The 15,340-nt window shown below is 53.0% G+C and carries 9 protein-coding genes and 2 pseudogenes; 8 read left to right on the top strand and 3 right to left on the bottom strand.

From position 1 onward, the window contains the following. Together ACLEXF_RS20020 and xylA are read right to left on the bottom strand one after the other, a co-directional pair. Positions 1–345: pseudogene (locus tag ACLEXF_RS20020) on the bottom strand (carbohydrate porin); the annotation flags it as partial. Positions 346–675: 330 nt separating this feature from the next. Continuing rightward, on the bottom strand, positions 676–1,995 hold the full coding sequence (xylA, locus tag ACLEXF_RS20025; RefSeq protein ID WP_017900971.1) for a xylose isomerase: 1,320 nt from the start codon (positions 1,993–1,995) through the stop codon (positions 676–678). A 426-nt stretch (positions 1,996–2,421) separates the two neighbouring features. On the opposite strand from xylA, the gene ACLEXF_RS20030 reads away from it, so the two are divergent. Then, positions 2,422–3,861, top strand: coding sequence for an MFS transporter (locus ACLEXF_RS20030; protein WP_072206957.1), 1,440 nt, complete (start codon positions 2,422–2,424; stop codon positions 3,859–3,861). A 58-nt stretch (positions 3,862–3,919) separates the two neighbouring features. Then, positions 3,920–5,599 carry a glycoside hydrolase family 43 protein gene (locus ACLEXF_RS20035; protein WP_153245311.1) on the top strand — a complete coding sequence of 560 codons (1,680 nt, stop codon included), beginning with the start codon at positions 3,920–3,922 and terminating at the stop codon, positions 5,597–5,599. 81 nt (positions 5,600–5,680) lie between these two features. On the opposite strand, the gene ACLEXF_RS20040 is transcribed toward ACLEXF_RS20035, so the two are convergent. Then, positions 5,681–6,319: an HNH endonuclease gene (locus ACLEXF_RS20040; protein ID WP_114465968.1), complete on the bottom strand. Its 639-nt coding sequence runs from the start codon at positions 6,317–6,319 to the stop codon at positions 5,681–5,683. A gap of 179 nt (positions 6,320–6,498) precedes the next feature. Here ACLEXF_RS20040 and ACLEXF_RS20045 point away from each other — a divergent pair, with 179 nt between their 5' ends. The 6 genes and pseudogenes from ACLEXF_RS20045 to symE all read left to right on the top strand — a co-directional run bounded on the left by ACLEXF_RS20045 (position 6,499) and on the right by symE (position 15,339). Further along, a complete protein-coding gene (locus tag ACLEXF_RS20045) occupies positions 6,499–7,368 on the top strand; it encodes a phosphorothioated DNA-binding restriction endonuclease (protein ID WP_407259946.1) in 870 nt (289 codons plus the stop codon). Positions 7,369–7,400: 32 nt separating this feature from the next. Then, positions 7,401–8,060: a winged helix-turn-helix domain-containing protein gene (locus ACLEXF_RS20050; RefSeq protein WP_108433443.1), complete on the top strand. Its 660-nt coding sequence runs from the start codon at positions 7,401–7,403 to the stop codon at positions 8,058–8,060. A 201-nt stretch (positions 8,061–8,261) separates the two neighbouring features. Next, a complete protein-coding gene (gene hsdR / locus ACLEXF_RS20055) occupies positions 8,262–11,771 on the top strand; it encodes a type I restriction-modification system endonuclease (protein WP_136084719.1) in 3,510 nt (1,169 codons plus the stop codon). Between the two features lie 71 nt (positions 11,772–11,842). Then, positions 11,843–13,432 (top strand): N-6 DNA methylase, encoded by a 1,590-nt coding sequence (locus ACLEXF_RS20060; protein ID WP_136084720.1) that lies wholly within the window; start codon positions 11,843–11,845, stop codon positions 13,430–13,432. Further along, positions 13,429–14,784, top strand: coding sequence for a restriction endonuclease subunit S (locus ACLEXF_RS20065; protein WP_136084721.1), 1,356 nt, complete (start codon positions 13,429–13,431; stop codon positions 14,782–14,784). Before ACLEXF_RS20060 ends, ACLEXF_RS20065 begins: the two co-directional genes overlap by 4 nt. 227 nt (positions 14,785–15,011) lie before the next feature. Beyond that, positions 15,012–15,339 (top strand): annotated as a pseudogene (symE, locus tag ACLEXF_RS20070) (endoribonuclease SymE). Position 15,340: the final 1 nt, after the last annotated feature.

Genomic DNA, 15,340 nt, shown 5'->3' on the forward strand with positions numbered 1-15,340 from the left:
GCGGCCGATCGCCGAGGCGCCGTTATAGGAGCCGTCGACGCCGACATATTTCTGGTCGCCGGTCTGGAAGTGGGCGCCATAGCGGGCGTAGCCGCTGAACTTGAGGCCGAACGGAATGGCCATATCCGGCGAGGCGGCGGTGGTCTGCGGGTTGGTGATCACGTCGACCTTTTTGTCGGCCGCGGCGTCGATTTTCGCCTGGCGGTCGGCCAGCGCTTTATCAACGGCTTTGGCGACGATGGCGTCGATCTGTTCCTGAGTAAATTCTTGCGCCATTACAGAGGTAAGCGGAAAAAACGCGGCGATAACCGCCATGGTTAATGGAAGTTTTTTTATCATTGTCATGAGTTTCTCAATATAGGTTAATTTTATTCAGACAATAACCAGCCTATTCTGAGCTGACAGAATATGTCGCTATCATCAGAACAAGTTATTTTTTATTTTGTACGGTCACAGAGGCATTACACAATTATCGCGACTCTTCCTCCTTCACTAATATTAAACAGGTGGCACAATAGCAGAACCATCCGCACAGCGGATTGTTCATCTATAGACAGTCAAACAGATAGCCTTGCGGCGCAGACAGCATAAATACAACACGAACCAATAAACGCTATTTCCTGGCAGCGGGCAGATGGCGGAATATATGCCCCCGCAGGGGCATATCAGCCAAATTTAACCAAAGATATAGGTATTGACGAGATTTTCGAGTAATTCCTGACGCCCGCTGTGATGCTGCGGATTCAGATTATGCTGCTCAGCGTACCGGGCAATATTATCCAGCGACATGCGGCCGGCCATAATTTGTTGCCCCAGCTCGCCCTGCCAGCCGGCATAGCGTTTTGCCAGAGCCCGATCGAGCTTGCCATCCTCAATCATGCGCGCGGCCAGCTTGAGGGACAGCGCCATCACGTCCATGGCGCCAATATGGCCATAGAACATGTCGTATTTGTCGGTGCTCTGCCGGCGAACTTTGGCGTCAAAGTTCAGGCCGCCGGTGGTGAATCCCCCGGCTTTGAGGATCTCGTACATCACCAGGGTATTTTCTTCCACGCTGTTCGGGAACTGATCGGTATCCCAGCCGAGCTGCGCATCGCCGCGGTTGGCATCAACGGAGCCGAAAATGCCCAGCGCAATGGCGCTGGCGATTTCATGGTGGAAAGAGTGCCCCGCCAGGGTGGCGTGGTTGGCTTCAATGTTCACCTTGATCTCATTTTCCAGACCAAACTGCTTCAGGAAGCCATACACCGTCGCGACATCGTAATCGTATTGATGCTTGGTGGGCTCCTGCGGTTTCGGCTCGATAAGCAGCGTGCCGCCAAAGCCAATCTTATGCTTGTGCTCCACCACCATCTGCAGGAAGCGGCCAATCTGCTCGCGCTCCTGGCGCAGGTCGGTATTCAACAGCGACTCGTAACCTTCTCGGCCGCCCCACAGCACATAGTTTTCGCCGCCGAGCTGGTGGGTGGCGTTCATGGCGGTCACCACCTGCGTGGCCGCCCAGGCAAACACCTCCGGATCGGGGTTGGTCGCCGCCCCGGCGCCGTAGCGCGGGTGGGTAAAGCAGTTGGCGGTGCCCCACAGCAGTTTCACGCCGGTTTGCTGCTGTTTCTCCGCCAGCACTTCGGTCATCACGGCGAAATTATGCAAATACTCTTTCAGCGACGCGCCTTCTGGCGAGACGTCGACATCATGGAAGCAGTAATACGGCACGTTGAGCTTGTAGAAAAATTCAAACGCCACGTCCGCTTTGCGTTTGGCCATTTCCAGCGCATCGCCCGCGGCCTGCCAGGGACGCTCAAACGAGCCGGCGCCAAACATATCAGCGCCATTCCAGCAGAAGTTATGCCAATAACAGGCGGCAAAACGCAGATGATCTGCCATCCGTTTTCCCAGCACGATTTCATCCGGATTATAGTGGCGAAACGCCAGCGGATTATCGGTTTTAGGTCCGGCAAAAAGAACGCGTTCGAGCTGGTCAAAATAAGTTTGCATGATGAACTCCGAAAATGAGGAAGCCGAAAATTAACAACTGTGACACATCGTGTATTCTCATCGTCGGTTGCTCAATTACGTTATTTCACTCAGCGATTGAGAAAATGCTCAAATGTGAGCCATCTCGCAAATAAAACTATTTTAAATATCTCGCTTCGCGCGCGTATAGCGTACACTTCCTGGGGAATTCAGGTGAACATAGCGAATTAAAATGCCGGTTTTGTCACATTGCATATCTGTCAGAAAATTAGCGGCGGATAACGATTCAACGCAGGTGATACAGGCCGTTGCTTCGAGGATCACAGAAGTAAAAAAACATAATTACTTAATTTAAAAACGTAATAGATTCTTCCAGGTCAACTGTGTCAGAAAGTGTTTCACCTACACAAAACAAACCGGAGTCTGCTTAGAATGAGTAAAAACATAATGCACAGTCGGCATGATGAATATCATAAATTAACCCGCGGAGAACGAATTGGTTATGGCATGGGCGACTTTGCGCAAAACCTGGTTTTCGGCACCATTGGGGGTTTTCTGGCATTGCATATGCTGACGGTAAATACCATCAGCACGGCAACGGCAGGCTTTATTTTTCTTTTTGTCCGTATCATTAATGTGTTTTGGGATCCGATGGTCGGAACCTACGTGGATAAACGAACCTCGAAAGCAGGAAAATATCGTCCCTGGCTGTTACGAGCCGGCGTGCCGCTGGTGATCCTGTCGGCATTACTGTTCGCGCCCATCCCCGGAGTGAAAGGTTCGGTGGCTTTCGCCTTTATTATTTATCTGGCGCTGGACCTGGTTTATTCCTTAGTTAATATTCCCTATGGCTCGCTGAATGCCTCGCTGACCCGCGACCCGGAATCGATCGATAAGCTGACCAGTACCCGCATGATGCTGGCCAACAGCGCCAACCTGCTGGTCTATACCCTGTTCCCGATGTTTGTGCAGATGGCGGCGCCGAAAGATCGTAGCCTGAAAGACACCGGCTTTTTCGGCCTTGAGCTGAATCTGGGCAACTATACCGATCCGTCGGCGAACTACGCCTGGTTCGGCGTGTACGCCATCTATATGATCATCGGCGCGGTGGCCCTGTTTATCTGTTATAAATTCACCAAAGAACGCGTTGTCGCGACCGCCGAGCAGACCGCCAACGTCAAAACCACCGACCTTTTCCACGAGCTCAGACATAACCGCCCGCTGGTTATTCTCGGCATGTTCTTTATGCTGGCCTTTACCTTCATGTTCTTTATGAACACCGTTAACGGCTTCTTCAACCAGTACGTCGTCGGCCACTCCGAATGGATGGGTGCGGTGGGTCTCGTCGCGTCTATTCCCGGCATCGCCTTCCCGATTTTCTGGCCGAAACTGAAAAAAATCTTTGGTAAAAAAGGCTTCTTCCATCTGTTCCTCGCCATGTTCATCGTCGGCGAACTGCTGACCTACGTCTGGTCCCGCGAAGGGATGCACGACGCCCTGTGGCTGGCCTATATCGCCACCTTTATTAAACAGTGGGGCTTAACCTCCGCCACCGGCTTTATGTGGGCGCTGGTACCGGAAGTCATCGCGTATGGCGAATTAAAATCTGGCAAACGCAATGCCGCCATTATCAATGCCATTATGGGACTCTTCTTCAAGATCGGCTTCACCATCGGCGGCGCGATCCCGCTGTGGCTGCTGGCGGTGTATGGATTTAATGAAAGCGGCGCCGTGCAGAGCGCCAGCGCCATCGACGGGATCATTATGACCGCGGTGTGGATCCCGATTGCGCTGGCCGCTATTTCGATGGTGATCATGCAGGTTTATCCGATCTCCGATAAACATGTTACCGACATCAACCGTCAGCTGGATGAGATCCGCGTGTAGTTAAAAAAATTATAAATCAGACCGATTCGTCACTTTCCATTTTAAAAGGTGTAATGAAATGTCACTTATTCAAAACCCGATATTACGCGGCTTTAATGCCGACCCCAGTATTATTCGCGTCGAGGATACGTACTATATTGCCAACTCGACGTTTGAGTGGTTCCCGGGCGTGCGTTTACATGAGTCGAAAGACCTGAAAAACTGGAACCTGCTGCCTTCGCCGCTCTCCACCACCACCCTGCTGGACATGAAGGGCAACCCCTCCTCCGGCGGCATTTGGGCACCGGCGCTTTCCTGGGCCGATGGGCAATTCTGGTTGGTGTATACCGATGTGAAAGTCACCGAAGGCGCCTTTAAAGACATGACCAACTATCTGACCACCGCGAAGGATATTCGGGGCCCGTGGAGCGACCCGATCAAGCTGAACGGCGTCGGGTTTGACGCCTCGCTGTTCCATGACGACGATGGCCGGAAATATATCGTTCAGCAAACCTGGGATCACCGGGAGTACCATCACCCCTTCGATGGCATTACCTTAACGGAGCTGGATACCAACACGCTGAAGTTAATGCCGGAAACCGCGCGCACCATCTACCGCGGCACCGCCGTGGCGCTGGTCGAGGGGCCGCACCTCTATAAACTGAACGGCTACTACTATCTGTTTGCCGCCCAGGGCGGCACCGTGTTTACCCACCAGGAGGTGGTGGCGCGGTCGAAAACCCTCGAGGCCGACAGCTTCGAAACCGAACCGGGCGACGTGTTCTTAACCAACGTCGACACGCCGGACAGCTACATCCAGAAACAGGGCCATGGCGCGCTGGTCTCCACTCCGGAAGGCGAATGGTATTACGCCTCGCTCTGCGCCCGCCCGTGGAATCGCCCGGGGGAATCCATCTACGACCCGCGCGGCTGGTCAACCCTCGGCCGGGAAACCTCGATCCAGAAAGTGTACTGGGACGACGAGGGCTGGCCGCGTATTGAAGGCGGTCACGGCGGGAAAACCGTCGTCGAAGGGCCGAAAGACGCCATCTTCACCGAAAGCGCCAGCGATAATAGCCAGCAGGATGACTTTACGTCGCCAGCGCTCGACCCGAACTGGAATACCCTGCGGGTGCCGTTTACCGCCAAAATGGGCACCACCGGCAACGGCAAATTAACCTTAATCGGCCAGGGTTCGTTAGCCAATACGCATGACCTGTCGCTGATTGCCCGCCGCTGGCAGGCCTTCTATTTTGACGCCGCGGTGAAGGTGAAATTCGAGCCCTTCAGCTACCAGCAGATGGCCGGGTTAACGAATTACTATAACGACCGCCACTGGAGCTTTGTCTTCCTGACCTGGAATGAAATTAACGGCAAGGTCATCGAAGTCGGCGAAAATAACCGCGGGAAATACACATCGTACCTGAAAGATAACGCCATCAAGGTGCCGGACGGCGTGGAATACGTCTGGTTCCGGACCAAAGTCCGCAAGCAGACCTACAGCTATGAATACAGCTTCGATGGCGTGACGTTCACCGAGATCCCGGTCCAGCTGGATGCCGCAGTGCTGTCCGATGACTATGTGTTGCAGAGCTACGGAGGGTTCTTTACCGGGGCGTTCGTCGGCCTGGCGGCGGTAGACTACGCCGGGTACGGCACCCAGGCTGAGTTTTATCAGTTCGAGTATCAGGAGCTGGGCGATAGGTTAGCGGCCGATGGCAGTTATAGCTGGGAGGCTGGCGAGACGCGGGATAAATAGGGAGTGTGAGCCCACGCTACCGGTAAGGTAGCGTGGGGTTAGTAGTGTGTTTGATGTAATTAAAGCGAGCGCTGTCGGATGTCAGTCTGCAGGGCGCAGCCGGGCCTTCAGCTCTTCGGGAGTAAACGGCGGATCTCGCCGGTGCAGCATTGTATGGCAGTTGGGACATACCGGGATCAGATCGGTTTCTGGGTTCAGACGGTAGTCCTGCTTTATCCCGGACAGCGGAATGAGATGGTGGATATGGATAAAGCCCTGGCCGATATCGCCATAGCGGCTGGCCATATCCAGACCGCATACCTGACACCGGCAGCCGTGCAGGCGAAGCGCCGCCTGACGAGCCTGACGGTCGCGCTCATAGCGATTGATCACCACCTGCATCGCCGCCCCTTCCACGTACTCCATGGTCGTCTGCCCCTCATCGGGGAAAAGCGCAGCCTCGTCATCGCCAGCGCCCTGCGACGCGATCGTAAATCCTTGCTCCAGTAACAGACGCACGCATTTGGATTTAATCCCCCCGCTGAAATCCGCCGGGGTAAATTCCGTGCCTGTCGCAAGCGTGGCCGCTAACCCGACGATGGCTTTTGAAGGATACCGACGCCCCTCAAACTCGATCTCATACAGACGCGCGCTTTTAAACTGATGCGCAACGCCTGCATCGTAAGCGCGAATGGCGGCGATGATGCATTCCCTGGATAAATGGTCCGGTAGTTTTTTCATAAGACATAGCTATCTGATGGCGCGAAGCTTGAGTATAAATAGAAAGCTATGGGCTTTTCGAACAAATAACTGGCAGTGATAGTTAAATAGCGATCCACGTAGAATCGCCGCATCTGGTAGGTTGATCGGCAAGGATTTTGCGAGCATCATCGCATTTATTTAGCTGCCAATGTAACGCTATGCCCTCCAGCACGACCCTGCAACACGCGATCGAGAACATCACCATCTGGCGCAAAGGCGAACAGCGTGCACCGCATAAGCCACTGCTGCTGCTGTACGTCCTCTCACAGTACCAGCGCGGCCATGTGCGGATGTTCGACTATGCCTCAGAGATACGCGATGAGCTGCATAGCCTGCTGGAACGCTTTGGCCCGCAGCGCCGCCAGTACCGGCCGGACATGCCCTTTTGGCGCCTGAAAGGCGACGGCTTCTGGGAGCTGCACAACAGCGAACAGTGTTCAACCCAGGGCAGCCGACAGCCGCCCGGCAAAGAGCTGGAGCTCTGCCACGTCGCCGGCGGATTCGATGAGCCGCATTTTGCGCTACTCAACAGAAATAAGAAGCTGATCAATACCCTCGCCCATCAGATCCTCGAAGCGCATTTCCCGGAGAGTATTCAGGAAGAGCTGGCTGAAGAGATGGGGTTTGATCTGCAGCAAATCCGTAAAGAGCGCGACCCGCATTTTCGCCAGCAGGTGCTGCGCGCCTATAACTATGAGTGCGCTATCTGCGGCTTCAATATGCGCCATGATAATACCTCTGTCGCCCTGGAAGCGGCCCATATCAAATGGAAGCAGCACGGCGGCCCCTGCGAAATCCCTAACGGCCTGGCGCTCTGCGCGATTCACCACAAGGCTTTTGATAAAGGATCCATTGGTCTGGATGAGGATATGCGCATCCAGGTTTCGCCGGCGGTGAACGGCGGGGGCATCGTTGGCAGGCTGTTCTGGGATTTTGATGGTAAGCAAATTGGATTGCCTCAGGAGAAGGACGGTTATCCGAAAGAAAGTTATATTGAATGGCATAAACGAGAAGTTTTCAGAACATAGCAATAGAAATTGCTACCAATAATTGGTGATATATGCCTTTTCCAAGTTACAAAGAGATAGAAATACCTTTGCTTTTAGAGATCTACAATCGCGGAGGTGAGGTCAATTCATCCTCATGCTATAAGCCGCTAGGAAAAATATTTGGCCTTACCGATACTGAAATGACGATATTACTCCCTGATGATACTAATCGCCCTCAATGGAACAATATGGTCCAGTGGGCGAGGAAAAAGCTTGTTGATTACAAGTACCTCCACAATGCAAAAGAGTCAGGCCTTGGTATCTGGAAGCTCACACCAGATGGCATCAAAAAAGCGGAATCACTTTCCACCCGATTGAATATCGATTATCCAGATGATGTTCCGGAAACCTTTTACGAAGGTGCCGTAAAGCAAATCAAAGTTAACAAATACGAACGTAGTAAAACGGCAAGAGACAAATGCATAGATCATTACGGCTGTCAGTGCAGCGTGTGCAATATGGATTTTGAGGAAACGTATGGTGAAACCGGAAAGGACTATATTCACGTCCACCATATTACCCCGCTGTCTGATATTGGAGAGCGCTACAAACTGGATCCCGTAAAAGATCTTCGTCCTGTCTGCCCCAATTGCCATGCAATGATCCACAGACAATACCCCTCACTTACTATTGAGGCATTGAAAGCCTTAATGAAGAAAGCACAAAAATAGTAGCAAGTGAGGGCAGCCTGTTAAACACGGGACAAAAGCGGAACAAGGAACTAAGAACATACTTACAAAATAGTGAGTTACATTAAATTCTGACGATTGAATGTACAACTGGAGAGAGGTAGCATGCACTGATGCCTCATCCTTTAACGGATTATCCTAATATGTCAGCATTCCAAAGGCTGGCCTGAACGCGGAACGTGCATGAACAAATCCAACTTCGATTTCCTGAAAGGCGTAAACGATTTCACTTACGCCATTGCCTGCGCGGCGGAAAACAACTACCCCGACGATCCGAATACGACACTGGTAAAAATGCGTATGTTTGGCGAAGCGACAGCCAAACACCTGGGGCTAATACTGGATATTCCTCCCTGCGAAAACCAGCATGACCTGCTACGTGAGCTGGGTAAAATTGCCTTCATTGACGACAGCATCCTGTCCGTTTTCCATAAGCTGCGCCGTATCGGCAATCAGGCCGTTCACGAATACCATAACGATCTGGATGATGCCCAGATGTGCCTGCGTCTCGGATTCCGTCTTGCCGTTTGGTACTGCCGGCTGGTGACCAAAGATTATGATTTCCCGGTGCCAACGTTTGTGATGCCTGAGCACGGCGAGGATCGCTACCACGCCGAAGTTATCACTCTCAAACAGCTGCTGGAGCAGCAGGTACAGGAAAAAGTACACAGCCAGACAGAGCTGGAAGCTCAGCAGCAACGCTTAATTGCACTCAATGGCTACATTGCTGTTCTCGAAGGTAAGCAACAGGAAACCGAAGCTCAGACCAAAGCCCGTGTGGCAGCCCTGGAAGCACAGCTCGCCGCCAAAAACGCCGAGTTAGCAAAACAGACCGAACATGAACGTAAGGCCTATCACAAAGAGATCACCGACCAGGCTATCAAGCGCACGCTGAATCTCAGCGAAGAAGAGAGTCGCTTCCTGATTGACGCCCAGTTGCGTAAAGCGGGCTGGCAGGCCGATAGCAAAACGTTACGCTTTGCCAAAGGCGCTCGCCCGGAACCCGGCGTCAACAAAGCGATAGCCGAATGGCCGACGGGTACAGATGAAACGGGTAAAACAGGCTTTGCCGATTACGTGCTGTTCATTGGCCTTAAGCCCATCGCCGTCGTTGAAGCAAAACGCAACAATACCGATGTGCCCAGCAAGCTCAATGAATCTTACCGCTACAGCAAATACTTCGATAACGCCTTCTTACGCGACACGCTGCTTGAGCACTACGCTCCCGACGAGGTACACGAAGCCGTGCCGGAGTATGAAATCAGCTGGCAGGACACCAGCGGTAAACAGCGCTTTAAAATCCCTTTCTGCTACTCCACCAACGGGCGTGAATACCGCGCGGCGATGAAGACCAAAAGCGGCATCTGGTATCGCGACGTCCGCCACACCACCAACATGTCAAAAGCGCTACCGGAATGGCATCGCCCGGAAGAGCTGCTGGCTATGCTGGGCAGCGATCCGCAGAAACAAAACCAGTGGTTTGCTGAAAACCCCGGAATGAGCGAACTCGGCCTGCGCTATTACCAGGAAGATGCCGTCCGTGCGGTAGAAAAGGCTATCGTTAACGGCCAGCAAGAAATTCTGCTGGCGATGGCGACTGGTACCGGTAAAACCCGTACCGCCATCGCCCTGATGTTCCGCCTGATCCAGTCGCAGCGTTTCAAACGCGTTCTGTTCTTGGTCGACCGTCGCTCGCTCGGCGAGCAGGCGCTGGGGTCGTTTGAAGACACACGCATTAACGGCGATACCTTTAACAGCATTTTTGATATCAAAGGCTTGACCGACAAATTCCCGGAAGACAGCACCAAAATTCACGTCGCCACGGTGCAGTCACTGGTCAAACGCACGCTGCAATCTGATGAACCGATGCCGGTCGGCCGCTACGACTGTATCGTCGTCGATGAAGCGCACCGCGGCTACATTCTCGATAAAGAGCAGACCGAAGGCGAGCTGCAGTTCCGCAGTCAGCTGGATTACGTTTCCGCCTACCGTCGAATTCTCGATCACTTCGATGCGGTAAAAATTGCCCTGACCGCCACACCAGCCTTGCACACGGTCGATATTTTCGGCGAGCCGGTTTACCGCTACACCTATCGTACAGCGGTGATCGACGGCTTCCTGATCGACCAGGATCCGCCGATTCAGATCGTCACCCGCAACGCGCAGGATGGGGTCTACCTTTCCGAAGGCGAACAGGTGGAACGCCTGAACCCGCAGGGCGAGCTGATCAACGACACGCTGGCTGACGATCAGGATTTTGAGGTCGCCGACTTTAACCGCAGTCTGGTGATCCCGGGGTTTAACCGCGCGGTATGCGCCGAGCTCGCCAAATACCTTGATCCCACCGGGCAGCAAAAAACGCTGGTATTCTGCGTCACCAACACCCATGCCGACATGGTGGTTGACGAGCTGCGCACCGCGTTTAAGAAAAAGTACCCACAGCTGGAACACGACGCGATCATCAAGATCACCGGTGATGCCGATAAAGACGCGAAGAAAGTGCAAAGCATGATCGTCCGCTTCAACAAAGAGCGGCTGCCCAATATCGTGGTCACCGTCGATCTGCTGACCACCGGCGTGGATATTCCGTCTATCTGTAATATTGTGTTCCTGCGCAAAGTCAAAAGCCGCATTCTCTACGAGCAGATGAAGGGCCGCGCCACGCGTCTGTGTCCAACGGTGGGAAAAACCAGCTTTAAGATTTTCGACTGCGTTGATATCTACAGCTCGCTGGAAAGCGTCGACACCATGCGCCCGGTGGTTGTGCGTCCGCAGGTGGAGCTGCAAACGCTGGTCAACGAAATTACCGACTCAGAAACCTACAAAACCATCGAAGCGGATGGCCGTAGCTTCGCCGAGCATAGCCATGAACAGCTGGTCGCTAAGCTGCAGCGAATCATCGGCCTCGCCACCTATAATCGCGACCGTAGCGAAGCGGTGGATAAGCAGGTCCGCCGCCTGGACGAACTGTGTCTGGACGCCGCGGGCGTTAACTTCGGCGCTCTGGCTTCGCGCCTGCGGGAAAAAGGGCCGCACTGGAGTGCCGAGATTTTCAATAAGCTTCCCGGCTTTATCGCCCGCCTCGAAAGGCTTAAAACCGATATTAATGCCCTGCGCGAGGCCCCCATTTTCCTCGATATTGACGATGAGGTGGTGAGCGTCAAATCGCTGTACGGCGATTATGACACGCCGCAGGATTTCCTCGAAGCCTTCGATGCGCTGGTGCAGCACGCTCCGAACGCCCAGCCCGCGCTGCAGGCGGTGATCAATCGCCCGCGCGACCTCACCCGTAAAGGGCTGGTGGAATTGCAGGAGTGGTTCGACCGCCAGCATTTTGAAGAGTCGTCCCTGCGCAGCGCGTGGAAAGCGACGCGCAATCAGGATATCGCCGCCAGGCTGATTGGTCATATCCGTCGTGCGGCGGTAGGCGATGCACTCAAACCGTTCGACGAGCGTGTCGACCACGCGCTGGCGCGCATCAAAGGCGAGAACGACTGGAGCGATGAGCAGCTAAGCTGGCTCGACCGTTTAGCGCAGGCGCTGAAAGAGAAAGTGGTGCTTGACGACGATGTCTTCAAAACCGGCAATTTCCATCGCCGCGGCGGTAAGCCAATGTTACAGCGCACTTTTGACGACGACCTCGACAGCGTGCTGGATAAGTTCAGCGATTACATCTGGGATGAGCTCGCCTGACGCGTTATCATCCCCGGCAATTTATTCTTCTGCGGCCCCGATGAGGGCCGCTGTTTTACATGGGATCTTCAATGAACAATAACGATCTGGTCGCCAAGCTGTGGAAATTGTGCGACAACCTGCGCGACGGCGGCGTCTCCTATCAAAACTACGTCAATGAACTCGCCTCGCTGCTGTTTTTGAAAATGTGCAAAGAGACCGGTCAGGAAGCGGACTACCTGCCGGAAGGCTACCGCTGGGATGACCTGAAATCGCGCATTGGCCAGGATCAGATGCAGTTCTACCGTAACCTGCTGGTCCAGTTAGGCGCTGATGAGAAAAAGCTGGTGCAGGCGGTGTTCCATAATGTCAGCACCACCATTGAGCAACCCAAACAACTGACTGAGCTGGTCAGCTATATGGACGCGCTGGACTGGTACAACGGCGACCACGGGAAGTCCCGCGACGACTTCGGCGATATGTACGAAGGGCTGCTGCAGAAGAACGCCAACGAAACCAAATCCGGCGCGGGCCAGTACTTCACCCCGCGTCCGCTGATTAAAACCATTATCCATCTGCTGAAGCCGCAACCGCGTGAAGTGGTGCAAGACCCAGCTGCAGGTACGGCGGGCTTTTTGATTGAAGCCGACCGTTACGTGAAATCGCAGACTAACGATCTGGATGACCTTGATGGCGACACCCAGGATTTCCAGATCCACCGCGCGTTTATCGGCCTCGAACTGGTGGCCGGCACTCGTCGTCTGGCGCTAATGAACTGTCTGCTGCACGATATTGAAGGCAATCTCGATCACGGCGGTGCCATCCGTCTGGGCAACACGCTGGGCAGCGCCGGTGAGAGTTTACCGCAGGCCGATATCGTCGCCACCAACCCGCCGTTTGGCAGCGCCGCGGGCACCAACATTACCCGCACCTTCGTACACCCGACCAGCAACAAACAGCTGTGCTTTATGCAGCATATTATTGAAACCCTGCGTCCCGGCGGCCGCGCGGCGGTAGTCGTGCCGGATAACGTGCTGTTTGAAGGCGGTAAGGGTACCGATATTCGTCGCGACCTGATGGACAAATGCCATCTGCACACCATCTTACGTCTGCCGACCGGCATCTTTTACGCCCAGGGCGTCAAAACCAACGTACTGTTCTTTACCAAAGGCACGGTAGCCAATCCGAATCAGGATAAAAACTGCACCGATGACGTGTGGGTGTATGACCTACGTACCAATATGCCGAGCTTCGGCAAGCGCACGCCGTTTACCGAGCAGTACCTGCAGCCGTTTGAAACCGTCTACGGTGAAGATCCGCACGGCTTAAGCCCGCGCGCCGAGGGCGAATGGAGCTTTAACGCTGAAGAGAGCGAAGTCGCCGACAGCGAAGAGAATAAAAACACCGACCAGCACCAGGCCACCAGCCGCTGGCGTAAGTTCACCCGCGAGTGGATCCGCACCGCCAAATCCGATTCGCTGGATATCTCCTGGCTGAAGGATAAGGACAGCATCGACGCCGACAATCTGCCGGAACCGGACGTGCTGGCAGCGGAAGCGATGGGTGAGCTTGTGCAGGCGCTGGGCGAGCTGGATGCACTGATGCGCGAGCTGGGTGCGGGCGATGAGGCGGATGCGCAGCGTCAGTTACTGAATGAAGCATTTGGCGAGGTGAAGGAATGAGTGGGAGAAAATTGCCGGAGGGGTGGGTTGTGACAAACCTGCAAAATATTGCCAATTGGGGTTCCGGTGGTACACCATCCCGCAGTCATGACGAGTATTATAACGGCAATATACCTTGGTTCAAAACTGGTGACTTAGGGCCTAAATTAATTACCGAAGCAAGTGAATACATTACCGATGCTGGCGTAAAAAACTCAAGTGCTAAATATTTTCCCAAGGGTTCAGTTGCCATTGCAATGTATGGCGCAACTATTGGTAAAACTTCTATCTTAGGTATTGACGCAACCACTAACCAAGCTTGTGCAGTTGGTACCCCAATAGAAGGTATTACCTCAAGTATTTTCTTGTATTACTTTTTGCTCAATGAAAAAAATGCATTCATAAAAAAAGGTAAAGGTGGAGCCCAACCAAATATTTCTCAAGCTGTTTTAAAAGAACATCCTTTATGTCTACCACCTTATGCTGAACAAAAAATCATCGCCGAAAAACTCGATACGCTGCTGGCGCAAGTAGACAACACCAAAGCACGTCTTGAGCAAATCCCACAAATCCTGAAACGTTTTCGTCAGGCGGCGTTAGCTGCAGTAGTAAATGGGAAATCAGTAAATACCAATATTGATGAAAACACTTTAACAACTCTCGGGAATATTGCTAAAAATATAAAATATGGAACATCTAAAAAGTGTTCTGAAACACAGGGAAGTACAGCCGTATTGCGAATCCCTAACATCGGACCTGGTTATATAATTAACAGCGACCTCAAATATGCCGATTTTGATCAGAAGGAATTAGTAACTCTAACGTTGAAAGAGGGGGATTTACTTTTAATCCGATCCAATGGTAGTGTCGATTTGGTCGGCAAGGTCGCAGTAATTTCGGAAAATGACACAGAATATTTATATGCAGGATATCTCATCCGAGTAAGACTGGATAAAGAAAGGGCTGCACCCAAGTATATTTCTTATTGCCTGCAAAGTCCCCAATTACGACAAGTAATTGAGAATATTGCACGTTCAACTTCTGGGGTGAATAACATAAATAGCAAAGAACTGGCCTCTCTGGAAATACCACTTCCCCCACTCCCAGAACAACACGAAATCGTCCGCCGCGTCGAACAACTCTTTGCCTGGGCCGACACCATTGAAAAGCAGGTCAACAACGCCCTGAACCGCGTCAACAGCCTCACCCAGTCGATCCTGGCGAAAGCCTTCCGCGGTGAGCTTACCGCCCAGTGGCGTGCGGAAAATCCGGATCTTATCAGCGGTGAAAACAGCGCCGCCGCCCTGCTGGAAAAAATCAAGGCCGAACGCGCCGCCAGCGGCGGTAAAAAAAACTCACGTAAAAAATCCTGACCTTTATTTTCAAGCGCACCTTCCCGGTGCGCTTTTTATTATTCCCCCGCAATCATAACCATCAAAAATATATCCAGTTTCTTCCTGAACATTCCCATTACAGTCTATTTTCAGCTGGACTTTTCTTTTATTTACTGATGTTATGTACAGGTATTTAGCGCGATATGGCCGTGCGGGAACACGGCCATATCACTCATCACAATCACTATTTTCAAGGAATAGCCATCATGACTACCGTCCATTCTATTGCAGATCCGTGCGATCCAGAAGTCTCCCCAACAAATAACCGTCATCTTACCGTGAGTTATGCGACGCGCCACCCGCATCCCCGCCCTCACCATGAAGGGACAGTGGCTGGAAGCCGCCGGTTTCGCCACCGGCACCGAGGTGGATGTGAAGGTGATGAACGGCTGTATTGTGCTAACGGCAAAACCACCGCAGCCGGAAGACTCTACGCTGCTTCAGTCTTTTCATCGGGTAGGTAAGCTGTCCGCCCGTAAGCAGCGGCAGGTGCAGGACTTTATCGACGTGATTTCAGGTAAACGTTCCGCCTGAC

The sequence above is a fragment of the Klebsiella pneumoniae complex sp. WS1778 genome (assembly GCF_049472055.1).
In the GTDB taxonomy this organism is placed as follows: domain Bacteria; phylum Pseudomonadota; class Gammaproteobacteria; order Enterobacterales; family Enterobacteriaceae; genus Klebsiella; species Klebsiella quasipneumoniae.